This is a genomic window from Chryseobacterium hilariae (genome assembly GCF_051400735.1).
Lineage (GTDB): Bacteria > Bacteroidota > Bacteroidia > Flavobacteriales > Weeksellaceae > Chryseobacterium.
This window is the reverse complement of record NZ_JBLFFJ010000001.1, coordinates 114,809-136,619: the sequence shown is the minus strand read 5'-3', so window position 1 is coordinate 136,619 and position 21,811 is coordinate 114,809. Positions and strand designations below refer to the sequence as shown.

Here is a 21,811-nt window from a genome sequence, read left to right as displayed (position 1 = left end):
ATTTCTTTAGGCTTAGAAAGTTATCTTCACTCCTCCCAGTATCTGTGCACCTAAGACTTTATAGCCTTTGTAGGTCTGGTAATTAGAATTAAGAAGGTTGTTTCCGATGGCAAAAACACTGAAGTTTTTATGGAACTTATATTCTGCAGAAAGGTTTAGATCTGCATAGCCTCCTACTTTATCATTTCTGTTTTCTGTAGACTGGTAAACCAGATCCGGATTTGCTACTCCTTCAAGAGCAAAAGAATTGGTTGTTCTGTCGCTGGCAAAAATTCCTTTGAATCCTAACAGTAACTTTTTATCAAGCATGGTATATTTTGCTCCGATGCTGGCATTAACTAAAGGAACGTTGTAAATATCCTCGTAATTCTTCAGATCGTACTTGGTAAATCTTATTTCTCCGTCTAAAATCAGGTTTTCAAGCGGGAAATACTGTACACTTCCCTTGATATCACTTACATTTCCGTCATCATAAACTGCAGAGAACGTATTGGCAAAATTATAAGCAGAACGGTTCAAAGTATAAACGTTGTCGAAAAGGTTGTTTCCCTGGAAGAACATAATGTCTTTCATCTTTCCGTAACCGGCAGAGAAGTCATATTTGAATGTTTCATCGATGTCTCCTCTCAATCCTACATAAAAATGGTATTTCGTTTCTGTTGGCTTTAAAAACTGGTCAGAAACAATGAATGGATTTGCCTGTAAAAGATCTCCAAAAGTATTAAGCTTCAAACCTCCGTCTACCCCGCCATAAAATTTGAATTCTTTAGCGGCAGCCACCTGAAGCTCGGCCTGTGGAAACCAGTACGTTTTATTATTTTTGACTTCACCACCAAGTACATCATTTGAGTTCTTAGCATTTAAGAAAGAAAATGTAGATCCCAACATTAAATAAGAATCCCCTTTTCTGAAGGTCACTTTAGGGTCTAAAGTCGTATTAAAGAAATTGGATGAATTTTTGTCAACGATGGCAAATTCCGTTTTCACAGCCTCCAATCCTACTCCTAAGTCCGCATTTAAATTGATTCCTGATTTTCCGATCTCAACAGCATGCTTGGAAAGATTCGCCAAAATGGAAACCTGGTTCTCCTGTGCATCAAAATGATCTTTCAGGAAAGATGATTTTACCCTTACATCATTTAGAATTTCGTTGGAATAAAAATCGTAATATCCGTTCAATTTAAACTGACTCACTCTCTGCTTCAAATCAACATCTGCAGCCGGTTCCAAAGCATAGATCCCATAATATCTGTTATTATCCAGTCCATACTGAGCATTCAGATTGAATTTTCCTTTTTCACCGTATGAATTCAGGTAAGCTCCGATCGCTGTAGAACTTTGTTTAGAATCCCAGGCATATTCTTTTTTCAAACCTAAGGTAGAAAGGAAATGAAAATCTGCCCCTACTTCCAGCTTATTATCAAGCGTCTTGGAAATATTGGCATCTGCAAGGATTTTCCCGAAATTACCCATTCCGAACTGTACATAATTATTCTGAGCCGTTCCTTCGAATTTCGGAGTCACATCCTGTCCCTGAATGGTAGAAGTCTTAAAATCCGAAACCGCAGGTACATCTGTGATGGTATATCTTACAGGGTTCTGGGATTTCTCTTCCGGCGGATAATTCTTAATTGTTTCCACGGAGGTTTTCTTTTTCTCGATCTTCTTCACCTCCGGTTCCCGCTTCTTATTAAGAATCAGTTTCTCCTCCTTGATCTGGGAAAACGCAAACTGCGAAAACCCTAAAAATAATATGGATAATAATTGAATTTTTCTGTTCATTATTTTTTGTATTTAAGTATTTGAGTAAAACGTATTAATGATTTTACACGAATACATTGTACATGAATACAATAGTACATTTACTTTTTAATCTGCTTTTTAACCTCTTTTGCTTCTGCTACGATCTCCGGGAAATCTTTATAGTTTTCGATGATCTGATCGCATGTGTAGCTCGCCTGGTAATTATCTTTCAGCCCAACGTAGTTCTTAGCCATCAGTACCAAAGCTTTTGCTCCCCAATAGTCTTCGGATGCATAATTATTGGCCAGCCTAAAGATGGTCTCGTTGGAAGATTTGAATGCCTTTCCTTTATTCTGATAGTAAGCTTTTGCATACAATGCTTCAGCCGCCACCGAGGTGCTGGATGATTTTTCAAGAGTATTATAAGCTGCCTGCGCGTCCTTATCCTTCCCTGAATTCATTAAGCTTCTTGCTTTGATCACTTTCGCGGTTTCAATAACTGCGGCAGAGTTTTTCGTATTTGCAATCACTGCATCCGCCAGTTTTTCAGCCTGAGCAAAATCTTTCTCATCCGCGTACATTTTCATAAGCTCTACATTCGCATAGTTCTTAATGCTGATATCTGAAGAGTTTTTGAGATTCTCAAGGTATTTTTTGGCTTCTGCCGTATTCCCCTGAGCGATAGAAATCTGTGCAAGACGGGTCTGTGCATCATCCTGGTAATCATTCTGAACCGATGCCACTTCCTGAAGAACAAGAAGAGCTTTAGTAGCGTTATTGGTTTGATAGTAGCTTTCTCCCAGCTCGTATTTAGCCTGGTAAAGACCTTCCCCGGTAGGATTCTGCGTTAAATATTTTTCGTAGTAAGAAATAGCGTTTTTGTAGTCTTTCTTTGTGAAATACTGTTTTCCGGTAGACAAATTAATTTCGTCGATCTCAGAAGCATCTACATTCACACCAATACTTTTCGCAAAATTTTCATATCCGGAAACGTCCCCGTTTTTCGTGAAAACAGGTTTTGCTGCCTGAACGATCTTCTCGGCATACGCTGTATTTTTGTACTGCTCTCCTAAAGATTTAAGCTCAGAAAGCGCTTTATCGCTTTGGTTCTGGTCAATATAGTTCTGCGCTCTGTAAATAGATGCATTGGCAATAAGATCTTTGTCCGAAGATGTTTTGATTACTTTAGCAAAAGCATCATTGGAGTTTGCAAAATCATCCTGGGCAGCGTAAGCTGTTCCCATTTCATACTGAGCATCGTCGTAATATTCAGAAGACGGATATTTAGATAAAAGATTCTTTAGATTGGTAATTTTTGCCTGCGTATCTCCTTTAAACCCTAAAGCCATCGCTTTCTGATATAAAGTATAATCGGTGGCATCTTCATTTTTATCGTAAATGGCAATCGCCTCGTTCAGGTCATTATTCGCGTAATGAATATCTGCCAGACGAAGTTCCGCGTCATTTTTAAATTCAGGCTTCGGATTACTCAGATATTGCTTGAAATAAGTCTGCGCCTGATCGAATTTTTTAGCTTTGAAATAAGCATAGCCTAAATCATATGGAAGCTGCTGTTTTTCAGGGAAATTTTCGGTCAGGAGCTTCTCATAACGGGTAATGGCAGACGGATAATTCCCTTTCTGGTAATACACCTGTCCTAACCAATATAATGCTCTGTTATAAAATTCTTTATTAATATTGAACCCTAAGCTTCTCAGGAAATATTTTTCAGCTTCGTCATAATTTCCTTTGTTGAATTCTTCCGTTCCCAATAAATAGGAAACTTCCTGATCCACTTTATTAATTTCCGGAGTAGAATCCTGAAGCCTGTCGATCGCATTCAGGGTTTCTTTATAGTTTCCGGAATATAAATAGGATTTCACAAGAAGCGATCTCATTTCCGGAGCATTCGCATCATTCTGATTATTGCTGATATAGCTTTGGATCACCGCAGAAGGGCTTTCAAACGGATTTCCGATATCGTAGCTCAGTTTTGCATACTGTTCGTGTGCTAATTTCTTGACCTTGGCATCATAATCCATCTGGTAAGAAGAACGGAATGCCGAAAGGGCTTCCTGCTTTTTATCTACTGCCAGGTAGGCATTTCCTAACTGATAATAAGCATTCTGCGCCAACGCCGAATTGCTGTTGACAAGCTGATTGTAATAAGAAACTGCTTCATCATATTTTTTAAGCTGTGCGGCTACAAAACCCATTTCATAAAGATCATTTTCAGAAGGATTCTGCTGTACACTCAAATAATCTTTAAGGTGCGGATATGCCGAAGTATAGTCATTTTTCATAAAGTAACTCTCTCCAATGATCTTATGAACCTCCGCTTTATAAGCTTCGGAGATGTCTTCGTTCAGGAGAGCAGTTCCTTCGGTAATGGCCTGGTCATAATTCTTATCATTATAATACATCTGTACATAATAAGGACGTACCAGTTTAGAAAACTTAGGCTGGTCTTTTACCGAATCAAAATACTGGAATGCTTTATCACTTTGTCTGTCTGAATAGTATAAGTGCCCCAGCATATAAGCAATGTCTCCTTTCTGGGATTCATCTGCTGTTTTATAGGCTTCCTCCAGAGCATCTGTAGCTCCTTTGGTATCACCCATCATGAATTTGGCATAGCCCAATTTCAGAATATACTGTGTATTCTCTTCTTTTGAAAGCTGGTACTGATTCACTTTTTTCAGGGTTTCTAAAGCTTTTTCAAAGTCTTTTTTAGCCAGATAATAATCGGCCAGCGGTAGATTAGCCTGAGCAAAATACGCAGAATTTGGATATTCTTTCATGAAGGCCGTTAACCCTTCCTCCGCATGGTTTTTCTGCAGAATCACCCCGATCACGTTATCAAAAAACTGCGCTGCTTCCTTTTTCGATTTGGACAAATTCTGATTATAGAAATACTGTCTTGCATATTCGAACTGGGAAGCGTTGTATATTTTGGTCTGATAAAGATTTTCTGCGAGGCTGAATCTGTAATTTTCTTTCTGTGTAAAGTACTGTGACTGTTGCGCTTCGGAAGTTCCGAAATAAAGCACGGCAGCTGAGAGAAGGATTTTTTTTGAATTCATTCTTTTTCTGAATAAAAAGATTAGTCTATATAAGTTAACGAAAATATTAAAAACTTATTGTTTAAGCAAGTTTTAAAAGGTTTAATAATCTAAAATATCCATTGAATACATTTCACTATTTGATGATAAAAAATGATTACTTTAGTATCATAAAAGTTAAATACATATCAATATAGAATTATCATAAATATTTTGATTTAATCCTCATTCTACAGCAGCTAAAAACATACCATATTATGAAAATTAAGATACTTTTAGCATTAATATTTGTCAATCTGATGCACGCTCAGAAGTTTTACTTCCCCAAAACGGCAGTTACAGACTCCGTGGTTCTGGAAAAACAAATGCCCCAGCTGGCATCAAAACTGATCACGCAGGCTCCACTGCTTAAGCTTAAAAAAACCAATAAACTTGCCTATTTGGATAACCTGCTACGCCTGCAGATAGTCGCCAAAAACTATAAAACATCTATCACAACATTAGCAGATTACCGTAAGGAATTTGCGGATCATAATATGGCAGGAAATAAATTCATTGCCTACGAATTTTACAGTCTGGCCAAACTGATTGAGGCGGAGAAAAAAATAAGTTTTCCTAATGCGCTTCAACAAGCTTTCAATAAAAAGTATGAAAGCCTTTCTGATCAACTGATCACTAAAGTGGGTATTGCTGTTGATGGAGATGTTCCCGCTTCCAGAAAGTTATTAAAAGAAACACTGAACAAACAGAAAGATAAGGACAGTATAGATTATGCCTCGGCCCTGGCATTATGTAAAAGTTACCTAAACTACAAAACTTTTTCCAGTACTAAGCCTCAGGTTGTACAATTAGTGAAGCTAAAAGACCAGGAGAAATTCATTACCGAAACAAAGGATCTGAGAACTAAAAACGGGAATACCCTGACGATCACTATTGTCAGAAAAAAGGAAAACAAAGCTCCACTTCCAGTTATTCTAACCAATAATATCTATGCCGGACCTTTTGATTCATATTTTGGGAAAAGAGCTGCCGTTTACAATTATGTAGGAGCTGTTGTGAATACCCGTGGCAAAAGAAACAGCAATGATGAAAACAATCCTTTTGAGCATGAATCACAGGACATTTACGAAGTGATCGATTGGGTAAGCAAACAGCCCTGGAGCAATGGTAAAGTTGGAATGATTGGCGGAAGTTATTTAGGTTTCAGCCAGTGGGCAGCCGTAAAAAAAATGCACCCGGCGTTAAAAACAATTGTTCCCCAGGTCGCTGTAGGAGTTGGAATAGATTATCCGGCACAAAACAATATATTCATGAGCTATATGCTGCAGTGGATCAACTATGTGACGAACAATAAGCTTACTGATGAAGCAGATTTCAGTAATTTCACAAAATGGGATTCTATTAATACGGCATGGTACAAAAGCGGAAGATCATTCAGAGCTCTGGATACCATCAGCGGTAAGCCTAACAAGATATTCCAAAGATGGCTGGATCACCCGGGCTACGACCACTACTGGCAAAAAATGGTTCCTTATAAAGAGGATTTTGCGAATATCAATATTCCTATCTTAACGACTACAGGATATTATGATGATGATCAGATTGGGGCAATGTCCTATTTTAAAGCTCATCATCAATATAATAAGAATGCCAATCATTACCTGGTAATGGGTCCATATGATCATGGCGGCGCACAAAGTTTTGGATTTACCTTCGTGAACGGCAGACCAATAGATCCTGCAGCCAGAATAAGCATTGATGACTTAGCTTTTTCCTGGTTTGATTATATTCTGAAAAACGGCAAAAAACCGGATCTTTTAAAAGACAGAATCAATTTCCAGGTGATGAATACCAATACATGGAAACATGTTCCTACTCTTGAAAAAATGCATACTTCAACGCTTAAATTTTATCTTCAGAATCGTAAGGACGGTTCATCCGTTTTTACTCCACCCGCGGAGAAAAACTTCATTCAACAGACGATTGATTTTAAAAACCGGGATAAAAAAGATACTTACCACTCCGTAAGCAAAACAGACAGCATAAAAATTACGAATTCGGTATATTTTGAAAGTGAGATCTTAGATAAAGACCTTATCATCAGCGGAAACCCGGCCGGATTCTTCAATGTTTCCATTAACAAAAAGGACTTTGATACGGATACATATTTGTACCAGATACAACCGGATGGCAAATCATTTCTGCTATCAACACATATTGTAAGAGCGAGCTATGCAAAAGACAATGCGGTACGCCAGCTACTTAAACCTGGCAAAATAGAACAGATTCCTATAAAAAATTCAATATTCATCAGCAAAAAAATAGAAAAAGGAAGCAGACTTGTTCTGCTGGTTGGCGTCAACAAAAGCCCAAGCTGGCAAATCAATTACGGAACAGGAAAAGATGTAAGCGATGAAACAATCAAGGATTCCGGTGAGCCGCTTGAAATAAAATGGTACAACGACAGCTATGTAGAAATACCTATTTATCAAGAATAAAGGTCTTTAGCGCTTATAATCTCAGCCTTTTTAACGAAATATTATGATTACAGCCAGCACCAAAATAAAAAATCATTACATTTGCTTTTTTTCAAACTCAAATACATATTGAATGAATCAACTTTTTAGAAGGAAAAACTATTCAGAAACAGATACTTCTACCAGCCTTTTAAGGGTTTTAGGTGTTTGGGATATTGTTTTTTTTGGTATTGCGGCTATTATTGGAGCAGGAAGTTTCAGCAGTTTAGGTGAAGCGGTTTTCAGAGGCGGCCCCGGAGTGATTCTACTGTATTTGATTTGTGGTTTTGCCTGCGGTTTTACCGCATTATGCTACGCTGAATTTGCCAGCAGAATTCCCACAGCAGGCTCTGCCTATACGTACGCTTATGCCAGTTTTGGAGAACTGATCGCATGGGTAATCGGATGGGCATTAATTATGGAATATTCTTTCGGGAATATTTATGTGGCTTTTTCCTGGTCCGACTATTTTACCAGCTTCCTGGAACGTCTGGGCATGCATATTCCTGATTATCTTACCTGCAGCTATACGGAAGCAAGAAAAGCTTTTCAGAACGGTTCCGAGAATAAAGAGCTTTTAAATGCATGGAAGTCTGCCCCATTGATTGGCAGTTTAAAGTTCATCGTTGACGTTCCTGCATTAGTGATCAACGGTCTCATTACGTGGCTTTGTTATATAGGCGTTAAAGAAAGTAAAAACTTCAATAATTCTTTAGTTATTTTAAAATTAGCAGTTATTGTTTTAGTGATCCTGGTAGGCTTTGCTTATATCAATACGGATAACTGGACGCCTGTAAATCCGGAAACGCAGGTCGCTTCCTTCATGCCAAACGGCTTTGCGGGAGTAATGAGTGCAGTTTCAGGGGTTTTCTTTGCTTACATAGGCTTTGATGCATTGAGTGTACTTTCCGAGGAAACTAAAGACCCTCAGAAGACCCTTCCGAAAGGAATGATCGTCTCTCTTGTGCTTTGTACGGTAATTTATATTGCTCTAACATTGGTTTTAACAGGAATGGTTGATTACAGGAAGTTTGACGGTATAGGAGATCCGCTTTCATTCATATTTGAAAAATCGAATGCTAATGTGGCCTGGATGGAACTTGTGGTTTCTTTCGTAGCTATTGTTGCCATTACTACTGTATTATTGGTGTTCCAGATGGGACAGCCGAGAATCTGGTATGCAATGAGCCGTGACGGGCTGATGCCTGAAAAATTCAAGACTGTACATCCGAAATACAAAACGCCTTCATTTGCAACTATTATTACAGGTATTGCAGTAGGAGTTCCTATTCTATTTACAGATAAAACATTCATCCTCGATTTCACAAGCATCGGAACGATTTTCGCTTTCGTACTGGTGTGTGCCGGAGTTTTAATGCTTCCTGCAAAAGAGAAAATCAAGGGCAGATTTCACCTTCCTTATATTAACGGTAAATTTATATTCCCGGTTATTTTTATTGGTGGATTAGTTGGTTTTTATATCTGGCAGCCGTCATTCTTCACCAATTTAATGGATTGGAGTGATCCTAAAGAGGGTGAATTCAGAGCTTCTATTTTTGTTTTCATTCTGATCAATCTGGTTCTGTGTATTTTTACCTTTATTAAGAATTTCTCTTTAATTCCTTTAATTGGTTTAAGTTCTTGTTTATACCTTCTTACAGGAATGAGCCATGAAAACTGGTTCTGGTTCGGACTTTGGTTTGCCCTGGGTCTGGTAATCTATTTCTGCTACGGCTACAAAAACAGTAAGCTTAGAAAAGAAGAAGCATAAAAATAATCAACATAAATAAATCATAATAAAAGGCAAATTCGCAGATCAGCAAATTTGCCTTTTATTTTTTCATCAAATCGGCAGAATTATTGCATAGATTTCAAAAGAAACTATAACTAATATTGCCATGTCAGAAAGAATAAAAACCTACGGAGAATTTTACCAGTTCTATCTTACCGAACACAGTAAAGCGGGAACAAGGATCTTTCATTTTATCGGAACTCTTTTGATATTTGTTGTAATCTGGTATGTTATCAGCTCAGGCAAAGAAAGGTTCCTGTGGTATATTCCAATCTTTGGCTACGGCTTTGCCTGGTTCAGTCATGCACTCATAGAGAAAAACAAACCTGCTACTTTCAAGTATCCGCTCTGGTCATTGATCTCTGATTTCAGGTTGTTTTTTGAGCTGTTGACCGGTAAACAGAAGTTCAGGGGAACAGCTCCCGTGCCAAAGGAAACAGAGGATTCTGAAAACTTGTAAGGGCTTTAATCACCAATGTCTTTTGACACCTGAGTTTTAGGTTTAATACTTCGGATTATAAGTACACTTGGCTATTAAAAGTCAGAGATTTCAAAGATCAATTAATACTGTTTTTCCAGGATATTATAATGAACAGTATTTATTATTTTCTCTGCTAAGGCATCTCCATCCACTTTGGTATATTCCGGTCTGTATGTTGAGAACATAACGGTTTTGTCTTTATTAAATGTAACGGTTACTTCTTCAAGAATCTGGCCTTCAACATAGAATTGAAGCCTGTTATCCACGATCTTCCAGAACGAAAGCCTGGGCTCAGAAGGCATACAGTTTCCCGAGCTACCTTCCACATAATTATAGATGGCAAAACCGTCATCCCTTATGGAATAGTTTCTCATTAAACGGCAATCGTTAAAATCCTTGATTACTTTTTTCTTATTTTCATAAAATCCGGATTCTTTCAGTTTCCAGAATCCAGTGATATCTTCTTTCTTTAATTGTTGGGCATTGAGAAAGGAACTGACTGCCAAAAACAGTATTCCTGTGTATATTTTATTCATTATAATGAGATAATTGTAGTTGATTTTAGTTGATAGAATTTGGTGGAATTTTTAGATTCGGCGGCCGGAGGCCTCCGAATCTAAAAAAATAAACCTTAAACATAAACTTTAATACTTGAAACACAAAATTCTATATATCAACCTATTTAAACTTTTTTCTAAAGTTATACTTGATCATATTCATCAGACCGGATTCAATAATATCTATCCCCAATCCAAAATTACTGTCTGCTATTGTATGATGATCTTCACGGAATTTTTCAAACTGTTCCTGCGGAATTTCAAGATTCACCACAGGATTGTATTCAATAAAAACCGTGGCACCATTTTTAGTAATTTTCTTGCGGCTTTTGTACTCAAAATAGGGATTGCCTATCGTGCTTTCCTGAACGGTATATTTTTCCTGGGTATCAATCTTTTGATCGGTATTCAGGCTGATCTCATACTTTTCACTGTCAAAATTATGCCAGAAAGGAAGATCTTTATGTAAAAAATCTCTTGCACTTGCTTTAATGACATTCCGGTCAAAATACATTAAGAACCTGTTTTTCTGCGGATCTACATAATAAGGGTTTTCAACTGTAGCCGTGTAATGAATCTTGAATTCATTCAGTTTTTTATCATCGCTTATAATATCAATGGCTGCATCTTTAAAAATATTTCTGATATCCGTTCCGTTCCTGTCATTAGAATAATTAAGCCCGTAGAACAGAAAACTGTTCCAGCTGTCTATGATTTCCCTTTTGTTGGTAGTCTTGAAATACCTTCTCATCGCATTGGCGCGGTTTCCTTTATACGTTGTGGTCAACTTCAGCTGTCCTGTTGTATTTTGGGCATTAAGCTCAACTTTTTCATCAATACAGTAATAAGGAAATTTATATGAGCTTCTTTCCTGTAATACCTGATCAGGCTTCACTTCCAAATAATGCATGAAATAAATAAATCCACGGTTTTCTATCAACCCGAACTCATCACGGACTGTAGCATCCACAAAATATTCCTGACCTTTATAATTAATCTTTACCACCACATGATTAAAGCTAAGCAGCGAAGGCAGATAATATTTAATATAATAGTCGGTATGAAAATTCACGAGAACCACCGAAGAATCAACTCCGATATAATTTAAAATAACCTTCAGTAAAACACATTTTGCCTTGCAGTCGCCCTGCTTATTTTCATACGTAGCAGAAGGTTCCTGCGGCTTGTGCCCATTCATTTCATCCGCATTGAAAATGTAGTAAACATGATTCTGAACGTATTCTATAGCAAACTGCAGCTTTTCATCCAAACTGGTTATCGCATCCAGCTTTTCAGCAAGGTGAGGAGCAAAATCCTTTAAGGAATAGGTACTGAACATTTCTTCATAAATCGGAGCAATATAATTAGACAGATCTTTCCAGCTGTTTTCAGTTGCAAAATCTATAAACGGAAAAATTTCACGGCTTGCATCCGCCAAATTGGTGTAATTTTCCTCTTCTATGATAAATCTCTCCCCTTTTTTCAGATGATGAATCTCAGGTTCCAAGACATTCCCCTGTTCATCCCTGAAAAATGTTTTTTTATAAGCAATATTCTGTTCCCGGTCATTAATAAAAGTAAACTTAAAGCTTCCGTAGGCCCAATAATTATCCGGGCTTACCCATACATATTTTGAAAATTCCTTCCTCAAGAAATCACGCTCTGTAAATTCTTTAACCCGCGAATCTTCCAGGATCAATACATCATAAAGCCTCAAATCCTTAATTGTAATATTGATCTTTTTGTTACTGCTTAAAATTCCGCCGCTGCTTTGGTTCTCGCTGTCCAGTACTTTTATTTTGGTATCCGGAATCTTATCGATCAGCACACCGTCTCTCAAAACACTGATCCTGTGAATACTGTAGACTTCATTTTCTTCCACAATAACCTCTGAAACAGAAGCCCGCTCCAGGTTTACCGGCTCATTTAGAGTATAGGCCATGCAAACATATTCGCTGTTCTCCGTATTGCTTGTATAATATTTTTTATCAAGAAAATAACAGTAATCTCTACCTTCATCAATCTGCTTTCTGGAAAATTCAGAGTCTTTGATTTTATCAATCAGCTCATGATCTTCTATATTTCCAGCCCATGCTTCAGGTTTCTGAATTTTGTAATTATCAATTTGAATTGGATTATTCATAGTATATTCTGGTAATTGTGTTCTTTGGTTAAATTTTTAGAGGTGCTCAAATTAAATAATTAAAAAATAAAAAACAATAGAAGAAGTACGTCAAAAACTTCGGCACAGTAATTGGACCCAAGATGTAAAATAAAGTTTTATGAAAATTATCGCAACCATTCTAAAAGGCGCTGTTCCTGCAGTAGCACTATTCGCAATGACACAATGTACCACTACGGCTAATACTGCCGGAGCAGATGAAAAAACATTCATTGTAGGACCTGAAACTGCAGACTGTACAGGAGTAGCACCAATGAAATGCCTGCAGGTAAAAGAAAAAGCGTCAGAAAGCTGGACGAATTTCTATACAAATATTGAAGGATTTACTTATGAGCCGGGATATGAATATATTTTGAGAGTAAAAACCGAAAAAATTGCCAATCCTCCAGCTGACGGATCTTCTATAAAATACACCCTGATCAAAGAGGTTTCCAAAACCAAGAAATAATACACAAAACTCCCGGAAATTCCGGGAGTTTTTATTTTAATGTTTGTTGTTGCTCAGATTAAACCGTCATTCCTATATCAATTCCTTTAATTTTTCTGTAAAGATCGGTGGCAAAGTTATCCGTCATTCCTGAAACAAAATCTATCACACCCAGCACTTTCTGATAATCCGTTCCTTCTTCGTAAACGAATTGTCTCGGAAGCAGTTTCAATGCTTTTATATCGTAAGATTTCCTTTCATCCTCAGGTTTCAGAATAGAAGGGATAAAATGATCCAGAAGCTCATACATTACATTGTAGCCGGCATTCTCAATTTCCACCACGGCTTTATGATTGTAGATCTTTTCAATGGAGAACGATTCGATATCCTGAAGGGCACGGTTCTCAGATTTATAAATATCAAGGAGCCCGTTATCCAGATTTCCCTGAAGAATATTCTCGAAATTATGCTTATAAATCTCAAGGGATTTATTGATGAGAGCATTAATCGCTTTTGCTCTCAGGTAAGAGATCTTTTCATTCTCATTGGAAATAGAAGCCAATTTGTTTTTAACTCTTTCCGTATCATTGCTTTCAGACTTTATGAGTTCAAAAAACAGGTTCTCACAATCTGCAGTGGATACAATTCCTAACCGGTGAGCATCTTCCATGTCAATAATATTGTAACAGATATCGTCTGCTGCTTCTACAAGCCATACGAAAGGATGTCTTTTGAATATATACGGTTCTTCGTTTTCTAAGATTAAATTCGTTGCCTTTGCTATTTCAAGGAAAATATCTTTCTCATTCTGGAAAAACCCGAATTTCTTTCTGTGGATGACTCCTTTTTTTCTGGCAACAGCCTCACAAGGATATTTTGCAATGCTCGCCAAAGTGGAAAAAGTAAGCTGGATTCCTCCGTCATCTTTTCCCTGCTGACGTTGGGCCAGAACTCTTATGGCATTGGCATTTCCTTCAAAATTGACAAGATCTGCCCATTCTTTTTCATTAAACTTCAGCTTCAGGTCTTTTTCGTTTCTTTCAAAATAACTTGCAATCGCATCTTCCCCTGAATGTCCGAAAGCCGGATTTCCTACATCATGACACAGACAAGCTGCTGCAATTACGTTTCCTAAATTATGAAGATAGAAATTTTTAGAATCTTCCGTAAGGTCATTTTTATAGCTCTCAAAAATAAATTCCCCGATAATGCTTCCCAAACTTCTGCCTACTGACGAAACTTCCAGCGAGTGTGTCAGCCTGTTGTGCACAAAAACACTTCCGGGAAGAGGAAAAACCTGGGTCTTATTCTGCAGCCTTCTGAAAGCAGAAGAGAAGATAATTCTGTCGAAATCTCTCTGAAAATCAGTTCTTGAAGCTTTGGTATGCGGGTTATTTCCTGTACGCTGATTCGTGAAAATCTGGTTTAAATTCATCATTTTTCAAAATTACTCCAAATTTTATTTTTACGGAATAGTATTTGAACTTTTATTGAAAAGCAAAGCCATGCCTGAAGGACCATCTATTATTTTAATGAAAGAAAGCCTGTTGCCGTTTACCGGAAATCAAGTAACGGAAGCTTCAGGCAATGCCAAATTCGAGAAGCAACCGCTGATTGGCCAAACTCTTCGTGAGATCCGGACGTTCGGAAAACAAACGTATCTTGTTCTAGATAATGCTGCCATTCGAATTCATTTGCTGATGTTCGGATCTTACAGTATTGATGAACAGACAAAACCTGACAAAAGTTTACGCTTGTCTTTATTTTTTAAAACCGGAAGTATATATTTTTACACCTGCTCTATCAAATATGTAGAACTGGAATTCTTATCCTCGATAGACTGGGAAGCCGACATTATGAGTGATATCTGGAACCCTGAAAAAGCAGAAAAGAAACTGAAATCCAAACCGGAAATGATGGTCTGTGATGCTCTGATGGATCAGGATATTTTTTCAGGTGTGGGAAATATTATCAAAAACGAGGTTCTGTTCAGAATTGGCGTTCAGCCGGAAAGTAAAATAAGGAATCTGCCTGCAAAAAAACTGAAGGAACTTATCAATGAAGCCCGAAATTACAGCTTTGAATTCCTGGAATGGAAACGTGAGTTTGTTTTAAAGAAACACTGGCTTGTTCATACCAAAACAACGTGTCCGAAATGCGGACAGAAACTCATAAAAAAACAGACAGGATTAGGAAAAAGAAGAAGTTTTTATTGCGAAAAGGATCAGAAACTCTATTAACCCTTATATTTCAAAATCTATTTTCATCAATTTTTTCATGGAAACAGGCGGAGCATGTTATATTTTGAACTTTAAAGAATATCTTAATGGTTTAAATTTTTAAATCTTTTTAAATACTTAAATCTTAAATCAAAATATCAATGCGTTCCCATTTTTGAAAACACATTAATGATGATCACTCCTACAACGATTAATGCAATTCCGATAATAGCAGGCAGATCCGGAACCTGTTTAAAAGCAACAATGCCAATGAGTGTTATAAAAACAATCCCTACTCCGGACCATATCGCATAGGTTATCCCGACAGGAATCTGCCGTAATGTAAGGCTCAGAAAATAAAATGCGGCAGCATATCCTATAACGGTAACTACAGAAGGCCAAAGTTTTGAAAACTCTTCAGATTTTTTCAGAAAAGTTGTGGCTATGATCTCAAATATGATCGCTAATGCAAGAAATATGTAACTGCGTCCCATGAAGGCTTATTTTCTACAAAAGTAACGAAAAGCTCTTTCTTTACGCTGAAAACTGACCAATAAAATCGACATTATTGTTCCAGCTTATCAATATTATCTAACTTCTTATATTCTCATTTGATTCATATCCTTTGTTAGTGATATGAAGAAAAAATACTTTAAGAAAATGCTTCTCTTAATATCCCTTAGAGGTGAATATCCATCAGGGTATTTATTATTAACAATTTACAGAAAGAAAATTATCATCGTAAAAAATGTCTGACAACAATTGTTTCAAACTGTCAGTATTTCTAATACATGTGACAAAATTTACAAAATTCTGTCATAAAATTAGTCAGAATTTAAATATTCCGGGATAAAAATCGCTTCCGAATAATAAGTTTTCTTAACATAATAATTCTTCCGCTACTCTAAATCTGACATTCAATGGAAGTGCTAAAAATGAATATTATGCATTGCATTTTTAATTTTTTGTTTTATCAAGTCCAATATAGAAGTATTGAAACAGTTGTCAACTTTTCAATTTTTTACAGATAAAACAATAAACATATTAATAATTTCATAAAAACATATTAAATTTATGTAAATAATTAATCAATAAAAATGAACAATTAAACACATAACACACTGATATACATCATAATTATTTGCTTTGGCACGTGATTTGAAAACTGTAATATTGCAATTAGAAAATTGATAAAATAAAGTCAAATAATTAAATAAAACAAAAAAATGGTAACTTACATCGGTATCGCAACATGTGTAGTAGTATTCGCTTCTTACTTTATGACAGTAAAAAGAGAGCAAAGAAACTAAGTTCTATTTAAGGTAAGCCTATAGAACATCTATATTAATTGTATTGTTTATGTTTTTTAATCTGAATACTCAGATTCTGCTCTTTTACTCAACGGAGTAAAAGGGCCTGAAAAACATACCCCTTAACTGAACTTCATAGCAAATTTTATATATCCCAATAGTCAAGCCGAACAAACAGTTCGGCTTTTCTTGGTACATATCCAGCAAAAGGTCTAAAGTCCGTTTCTATCGAATTCTATCCTTTCCTCTTGTTGACTACCATATTAACTCTGCAATCTCCACTCATCATTTAATAAAGCTTTATCTTTGTACTGATAAGAATTATTTAGTTTTAGCATGAATCTGTACAATCTCATCATTCAGGACAAAGAGGAAGTGAGCCTCAATGACGTATATCTAGGTAACAACAACAGAGCCCAGCTGGTACAGCTCATTAAAGAACATACTTATGTAAAAGAGCTGCAGGAATATGGTCTTCCGGTAAATAATAAGATCCTCCTGCAAGGGAATTCCGGATGTGGAAAAACCATGACTGCCAAGGCCGTTGCCAATGCTTTGGGTAAAAACATCCTGATTTTAAACCTGAGCAATATCGTTTCGTCCCGAATCGGTGAAACTTCCCAAAATATTAAAATGATCTTTGACAAAGCGGCAAGGGAAAGGTCTGTTCTTTTCCTGGACGAACTGGACCAGATTGGGAAAGCAAGAGGGAGCGACGATAAGGACGTGGGTGAAATGAGAAGACTGGTGAACACGTTGATCCAGCTGATCGATTATTATCCTGAAAATGCTCTTTTGATCTGTGCCACAAATCATGCGGAAATTATTGATACTGCCTTACTGAGACGCTTCCAGCTGAAAATCAGTTATGAAATGCCGTCTGCTGAATTCCTCGATACTTTTTATGATGATCTCCTGTCAAAGTTCCCGGAAGGCCTGAAAAATATAGACCGTACATACAATATTTCTTTTGCTGAGGCAAAAGATCATGCTTTGACATCGGTAAAATCAGCTTTAATTAAAAAACTGGAAGCCAGAGAAATTACACAGCCATGAAAGAAGACATCCTCCACAATCTTGGGATCATCAATGACAAAATAAAAAAAGCCTGTGAAAAAGCAGGCAGAAATCCTGATGAAGTCAAATTACTGCTGGCAACAAAAACGGTCTCTGCTGAGCGTATTAAAACAGCTTTACAAAACGGGCAGGCTTTAATTGCAGAGAATAAGGTTCAGGAGCTGAAAGAGAAGTATGATGAGCTGAAAGACACTCCTCATGAAAATCATTTTATCGGGCATCTTCAGACCAATAAGATTAAGGATATTTTAAAATATGAGGTAGTCTGTGTACAATCTATGGATCGTCTGGATCTTGCAGAAAAGCTCCATCAAAGGCTTGTGTCGGAAGGAAAAACAATAGAGATACTCATCCAGGTGAATACTTCTAATGAGGAAAGTAAATTTGGTGTACATCCCTATAAGGCTGTCGAGCTGACCCGAAAAGTTTCTGAATTCAGTACATTAAAAATTAAGGGACTAATGACCATTGGTCTTTTCAGCGCCGAAACAGAGAAAGTAAGAAGCTGCTTTAAAATCCTGAAAGGCCTACAGCAGGAAATCATCAGCCAGAATATTCCCAACGTAGAAATGAAGGAACTTTCCATGGGAATGAGCGGTGATCTGGAAACGGCAATTGAAGAAGGCGCTACGATTGTGAGAGTGGGAACGGCTGTGTTTGGAGCGAGGATGTATCCGGATTCTTATTATTGGGACGAGGGAAGAAATTTTTAAGTTTTAAACTGCAAGAATTCCGGGCAAGCCACAAAATACTATGTTACAAATACTAATCTTTTCATTTATAAGAATTTAGATCAGTTTTATTTATAGATTTGCGACACACAAATACTCTATGATGAAACAAGATAATTTAATTTCTTTCCGAAATTCTTTTGGAATACTCTTCTGTCTTTTAACAGCTGCATTTATACTTACTGATTGTTCCGGGATGGCTCCACGCAACGAAAACGAAATGATAAAAACTACTTTTGTAGTGACCTGTATAACGATCGCGAGCATTTTCTCTATTTTTTATATTTCAAAAAAAATTAAGGGAAAGGATTAAAAAAAACTCCGCTCCACAATCTTCGATTTTGTGACACCAAAAAATAGAAAACCGTAAAGTTCATATTTTTACGGTTTTTTTATTAAGCACATGTGATAAGAAGCAAACTTGAAAGAAGGATAGAGTTTATAAAAATATTTCAGAAACCTGTTCCTATTAAAATTTTAAAAAAATTTCTATTTATCACATACAGAATTATTATCCAAATAAGCTAATTGGTATCTTTTTTGATCATAAAATATTAAAAACCAAACAAATACACCTATATGATTAAAAAATTATTCTTGGGCTGTCTATTCATGACAGTATTCTTGTCTTCATGTGAAAAGTATGATAATACATCACAGACAAAGGAAAGTGAAATATCAATTAAAACAGTTTCAATGGTAACTTTTGGCACCATGGCTGTAGCACTTCTTGTAGCCTACAGCTCCCGAAGAAGGTAGCAGATAAATAATAAAAAAGCACCCGTTTGAAGATCAAACGGGTGCTTTTATTTTTACTATAATAATTAATTACATATAAGCTTCAATCGGCTCACAAGTACAAACTAAGTTTCTGTCTCCATAAGCTTCATCCACTCTTGAAACAGAAGCAAAGAATTTGTGGTCTCTTACCCATTCAAGCGGATAAGCTGCCTTTTCTCTGCTGTATGGTTTATCCCAAGAATCTGAGATAACCAATTGTTCCGTGTGAGGAGCATTTTTAAGCACGTTATTTGCCTGATCTGCTTCTCCGTTGGCAATCTCATCAATCTCTTTTTTAATTGAAATTAATGCCTCTGCAAAACGGTCGATTTCAGATTTGCTTTCAGATTCTGTAGGCTCTATCATCAGTGTTCCTGCTACAGGGAAAGAAACGGTAGGTGCATGGAATCCATAATCCATTAGTCTCTTCGCCACATCAGCCACTTCAATTCCTAAAGATTTGAACTGACGGAAATCTACGATACATTCGTGAGCCACTCTTCCATTCTCGTTTGAATATAAGATCGGGAAATGCTCTGCTAATATCTCTTTCAGATAATTCGCATTCATGATTGCATGGCCTGTTGCTTTTTTCAGTCCATCCGTTCCTAACATCTTAATGTAAGAATAAGAAATGTTAAGAATAAGACCTGAACCGTAAGGTGCTGCAGAAATACCTTCGATAGCTTCCTTAGAACCGACTCTGATATTCGCATTGGAAGGAAGGAAAGGAACCAGGTGCTTAGCCACACAGATCGGGCCAACTCCAGGACCTCCGCCACCGTGAGGAATTGCGAAAGTTTTGTGTAAGTTCAGGTGACAGACATCTGCTCCAATGTTTCCAGGACTTGTGAATCCTACCTGAGCGTTCATATTAGCACCATCCATATATACCTGACCACCGTGTTCGTGGATCAGGCTTGTAATTTCTTTAATATTGTCATCAAAGAATCCGTAAGTAGACGGATAAGTGATCATTACACAAGATAAGTTCTCAGAATGCTGTTCTGTTTTAGCTTTTAAATCTTCAAAATCAATTTGTCCGCTTTCAAGATTTTTAACGACAACAATTTTCATTCCTGCCATTGCTGCAGAAGCTGGGTTGGTTCCGTGTGCAGACTGAGGGATCAATACTACATTTCTGTGGCCTTCACCTCTTGAAATGTGATACTCTCTGATCACCATTAACCCTGCATACTCTCCCTGAGCTCCAGAGTTTGGCTGTAATGAAGTTCCTGCGAAACCAGTAATTTCAGCAAGATCTTTTTCAAGTTCTTTGATCATTTCCTGGTAACCTCCGGCCTGATCTACCGGTACAAACGGGTGAACACTTCCCCAATCTGCCCAGGAAAGCGGAAGCATTTGGGTAGCTGCATTCAGTTTCATGGTACAAGATCCAAGAGAAATCATTGAGTGTGTTAATGAAAGGTCTTTTCTTTCAAGACGCTTGATGTAACGCATCAATTCTGTTTCCGTATGGTATTTGTTGAATACCTGCTCTGTAAGAATTTCGTCTTTTCTCAACAATTCTTCAGGAATGCTGTATCCTTCTTTGATTTCTAATTTGAAAGTCTGCTTGTCCTTAAACTGAGCGAAAGAAGCCATCAGATAATTTAATTTCTCCAATGTCGTACTTTCGTTGATCGCAATACTTACCACACCTTCTGTAAAATAGTTCAGATTAAGTCTGTGATCAAGCATCATTCTCATTAATCTTCCTTTTTCATCCTCGCTCATTGTGATTTTCACAGTATCGAAGATTGGCTCTTCAACAGTCTGATATCCTAATGCTTTAAGACCGTTTTTCAAAGCATTTGCTTTAAAGTGAATCTGATCAGCAATATAGTTTAATCCTTTCGGACCATGATAAACCGCGTACATTCCTGCCATTACCGCAAGAAGTACCTGTGCTGTACAGATATTGGATGTTGCTCTTTCTCTTTTGATATGCTGCTCTCTTGTCTGAAGCGCCATTCTTAATGCACGTTTTCCATACATATCCTGAGAAACTCCAATGATTCTTCCCGGAATGTCTCTTTTGTAATCTTCTCTGCAAGAGAAAAATGCTGCGTGAGGTCCTCCGTAACCCAATGGAATACCAAATCTCTGTGAAGTTCCAACAGCACAGTCAGCACCCATAGAAGCCGGTGATTTTAATTTAACCAAAGCCATCGGATCACAGGCTACAACCACCTGCAGGTCTAATTTTTTATAGTTTACAATATCCTCTGTGTAATCTAAAACGATCCCGTTCTTACCCGGATATTGCAATAAGACACCATAATAAGTTTCGTCTAGCTGATGAGTTGTGTGATCACCTTCTACAATTTCGATGGCTAAACCTTCAGCTTTCGTTTTTAAAACAGAAACTGTCTGAGGTAAAACAAGATCGGAAACGAAGAATTTGTTGGCATTCGCTTTCTTTTGATCCTTCGTTCTGTTGTTAAAGAACATGTGCATAGCCTCTGCAGCAGCTGTAGATTCATCTAAAAGAGAAGCATTGGCCAGTTCAAAGCCTGTAAGGTCGCACACTACCGTCTGGAAATTCAGAAGAGCTTCCAGTCTTCCTTGTGCAATTTCAGCCTGATAAGGAGTATACGCAGTATACCAGCTGGGATTTTCGAAGATGTTTCTCTGAATAGCTGAAGGCAATAGGGTATTGTGGTATCCAAAACCGATATAACTTGTATAATCAGTATTTTTCGACGCCAGCTCTTTGGAATGGTTCAGCATTTTGTATTCTGAAAGCGGCTCAGAGATCTCAAGATCTTTCTCTAAACGGATAGAAGAAGGAATGGTCTGAGAAATTAATTCTTCAATACTTGAAACGCCCAATCTTTCCAACATTGCCTGTTTATCGGCTTCATTAAGGGAAATGTGACGGCTCACAAACTGTTCTGTATTCATTTTTATTTATTAGATTTTGTTCGTAAA

The 21,811-nt window shown here is 37.2% G+C and carries 14 protein-coding genes; 7 read left to right on the top strand and 7 right to left on the bottom strand.

Going from position 1 to position 21,811, the window contains the following annotated elements; all coding sequences use genetic code 11:
- Positions 1 to 12: 12 nt before the first annotated feature.
- Both ACMGDK_RS00630 and ACMGDK_RS00625 read right to left on the bottom strand, forming a co-directional pair.
- Positions 13 to 1,782: a TonB-dependent receptor gene (locus ACMGDK_RS00630; protein WP_436806139.1), complete on the bottom strand. Its 1,770-nt coding sequence runs from the start codon at positions 1,780 to 1,782 to the stop codon at positions 13 to 15.
- 80 nt (positions 1,783 to 1,862) lie between these two features.
- A complete protein-coding gene (locus ACMGDK_RS00625; protein ID WP_436806138.1) occupies positions 1,863 to 4,826 on the bottom strand; it encodes a tetratricopeptide repeat protein in 2,964 nt (987 codons plus the stop codon).
- 236 nt (positions 4,827 to 5,062) lie between these two features.
- On the opposite strand from ACMGDK_RS00625, the gene ACMGDK_RS00620 reads away from it, so the two are divergent.
- From ACMGDK_RS00620 to ACMGDK_RS00610, 3 genes are all read left to right on the top strand, one after another.
- Positions 5,063 to 7,303 (top strand): CocE/NonD family hydrolase, encoded by a 2,241-nt coding sequence (locus tag ACMGDK_RS00620; protein ID WP_436806137.1) that lies wholly within the window; start codon positions 5,063 to 5,065, stop codon positions 7,301 to 7,303.
- Between the two features lie 112 nt (positions 7,304 to 7,415).
- Complete coding sequence (locus ACMGDK_RS00615; protein ID WP_436806136.1) at positions 7,416 to 9,092, top strand: APC family permease; 1,677 nt, start codon at positions 7,416 to 7,418, stop codon at positions 9,090 to 9,092.
- A gap of 127 nt (positions 9,093 to 9,219) precedes the next feature.
- Complete coding sequence (locus tag ACMGDK_RS00610; protein ID WP_436806135.1) at positions 9,220 to 9,573, top strand: Mpo1-like protein; 354 nt, start codon at positions 9,220 to 9,222, stop codon at positions 9,571 to 9,573.
- A 101-nt stretch (positions 9,574 to 9,674) separates the two neighbouring features.
- On the opposite strand, the gene ACMGDK_RS00605 is transcribed toward ACMGDK_RS00610, so the two are convergent.
- Both ACMGDK_RS00605 and ACMGDK_RS00600 read right to left on the bottom strand, forming a co-directional pair.
- Positions 9,675 to 10,130: a lipocalin-like domain-containing protein gene (locus ACMGDK_RS00605; protein ID WP_436806134.1), complete on the bottom strand. Its 456-nt coding sequence runs from the start codon at positions 10,128 to 10,130 to the stop codon at positions 9,675 to 9,677.
- 142 nt (positions 10,131 to 10,272) lie between these two features.
- Positions 10,273 to 12,294, bottom strand: coding sequence for a hypothetical protein (locus ACMGDK_RS00600; RefSeq protein WP_436806133.1), 2,022 nt, complete (start codon positions 12,292 to 12,294; stop codon positions 10,273 to 10,275).
- 139 nt (positions 12,295 to 12,433) lie between these two features.
- On the opposite strand from ACMGDK_RS00600, the gene ACMGDK_RS00595 reads away from it, so the two are divergent.
- Complete coding sequence (locus ACMGDK_RS00595) at positions 12,434 to 12,781, top strand: DUF4377 domain-containing protein (protein WP_436806132.1); 348 nt, start codon at positions 12,434 to 12,436, stop codon at positions 12,779 to 12,781.
- Between the two features lie 58 nt (positions 12,782 to 12,839).
- Here ACMGDK_RS00595 and ACMGDK_RS00590 read toward each other — a convergent pair whose 3' ends face one another.
- Complete coding sequence (locus ACMGDK_RS00590; RefSeq protein WP_436807239.1) at positions 12,840 to 14,195, bottom strand: deoxyguanosinetriphosphate triphosphohydrolase; 1,356 nt, start codon at positions 14,193 to 14,195, stop codon at positions 12,840 to 12,842.
- Positions 14,196 to 14,265: 70 nt separating this feature from the next.
- Between ACMGDK_RS00590 and ACMGDK_RS00585 the strand changes: the two genes are divergently transcribed.
- On the top strand, positions 14,266 to 15,000 hold the full coding sequence (locus tag ACMGDK_RS00585) for a DNA-formamidopyrimidine glycosylase family protein (RefSeq protein ID WP_436806131.1): 735 nt from the start codon (positions 14,266 to 14,268) through the stop codon (positions 14,998 to 15,000).
- A 137-nt stretch (positions 15,001 to 15,137) separates the two neighbouring features.
- Here the strand turns inward: ACMGDK_RS00585 and ACMGDK_RS00580 are convergent, their stop codons facing one another.
- The gene (locus ACMGDK_RS00580) at positions 15,138 to 15,473 is read right to left on the bottom strand and encodes a DMT family transporter (RefSeq protein WP_436806130.1); all 336 of its coding nucleotides are present in this window, start codon (positions 15,471 to 15,473) and stop codon (positions 15,138 to 15,140) included.
- A 1,152-nt stretch (positions 15,474 to 16,625) separates the two neighbouring features.
- On the opposite strand from ACMGDK_RS00580, the gene ACMGDK_RS00575 reads away from it, so the two are divergent.
- Together ACMGDK_RS00575 and ACMGDK_RS00570 are read left to right on the top strand one after the other, a co-directional pair.
- Positions 16,626 to 17,345: an AAA family ATPase gene (locus ACMGDK_RS00575; RefSeq protein WP_436806129.1), complete on the top strand. Its 720-nt coding sequence runs from the start codon at positions 16,626 to 16,628 to the stop codon at positions 17,343 to 17,345.
- Entirely contained in the window at positions 17,342 to 18,079 is a 738-nt protein-coding gene (locus ACMGDK_RS00570; protein WP_436806128.1) for a YggS family pyridoxal phosphate-dependent enzyme, read from the top strand. Before ACMGDK_RS00575 ends, ACMGDK_RS00570 begins: the two co-directional genes overlap by 4 nt.
- An 846-nt stretch (positions 18,080 to 18,925) precedes the next feature.
- Here the strand turns inward: ACMGDK_RS00570 and gcvP are convergent.
- Entirely contained in the window at positions 18,926 to 21,784 is a 2,859-nt protein-coding gene (gene gcvP / locus ACMGDK_RS00565; RefSeq protein WP_436806127.1) for an aminomethyl-transferring glycine dehydrogenase, read from the bottom strand.
- Positions 21,785 to 21,811 lie beyond the last annotated feature (27 nt).

Excerpts from the sequence above, each read along its gene's own strand:
- ACMGDK_RS00630 (WP_436806139.1), bottom strand. The coding sequence starts at position 1,782 with ATGAACAGAAAAATTCAATTATTATCCATATTATTTTTAGGGTTTTCG.
- ACMGDK_RS00625 (WP_436806138.1), bottom strand. The coding sequence starts at position 4,826 with ATGAATTCAAAAAAAATCCTTCTCTCAGCTGCCGTGCTTTATTTCGGA.
- ACMGDK_RS00620 (WP_436806137.1), top strand. The coding sequence starts at position 5,063 with ATGAAAATTAAGATACTTTTAGCATTAATATTTGTCAATCTGATGCAC.
- ACMGDK_RS00615 (WP_436806136.1), top strand. The coding sequence starts at position 7,416 with ATGAATCAACTTTTTAGAAGGAAAAACTATTCAGAAACAGATACTTCT.
- ACMGDK_RS00610 (WP_436806135.1), top strand. The coding sequence starts at position 9,220 with ATGTCAGAAAGAATAAAAACCTACGGAGAATTTTACCAGTTCTATCTT.
- ACMGDK_RS00605 (WP_436806134.1), bottom strand. The coding sequence starts at position 10,130 with ATGAATAAAATATACACAGGAATACTGTTTTTGGCAGTCAGTTCCTTT.
- ACMGDK_RS00600 (WP_436806133.1), bottom strand. The coding sequence starts at position 12,294 with ATGAATAATCCAATTCAAATTGATAATTACAAAATTCAGAAACCTGAA.
- ACMGDK_RS00595 (WP_436806132.1), top strand. The coding sequence starts at position 12,434 with ATGAAAATTATCGCAACCATTCTAAAAGGCGCTGTTCCTGCAGTAGCA.
- ACMGDK_RS00590 (WP_436807239.1), bottom strand. The coding sequence starts at position 14,195 with ATGAATTTAAACCAGATTTTCACGAATCAGCGTACAGGAAATAACCCG.
- ACMGDK_RS00585 (WP_436806131.1), top strand. The coding sequence starts at position 14,266 with ATGCCTGAAGGACCATCTATTATTTTAATGAAAGAAAGCCTGTTGCCG.
- ACMGDK_RS00580 (WP_436806130.1), bottom strand. The coding sequence starts at position 15,473 with ATGGGACGCAGTTACATATTTCTTGCATTAGCGATCATATTTGAGATC.
- ACMGDK_RS00575 (WP_436806129.1), top strand. The coding sequence starts at position 16,626 with ATGAATCTGTACAATCTCATCATTCAGGACAAAGAGGAAGTGAGCCTC.
- ACMGDK_RS00570 (WP_436806128.1), top strand. The coding sequence starts at position 17,342 with ATGAAAGAAGACATCCTCCACAATCTTGGGATCATCAATGACAAAATA.
- gcvP (WP_436806127.1), bottom strand. The coding sequence starts at position 21,784 with ATGAATACAGAACAGTTTGTGAGCCGTCACATTTCCCTTAATGAAGCC.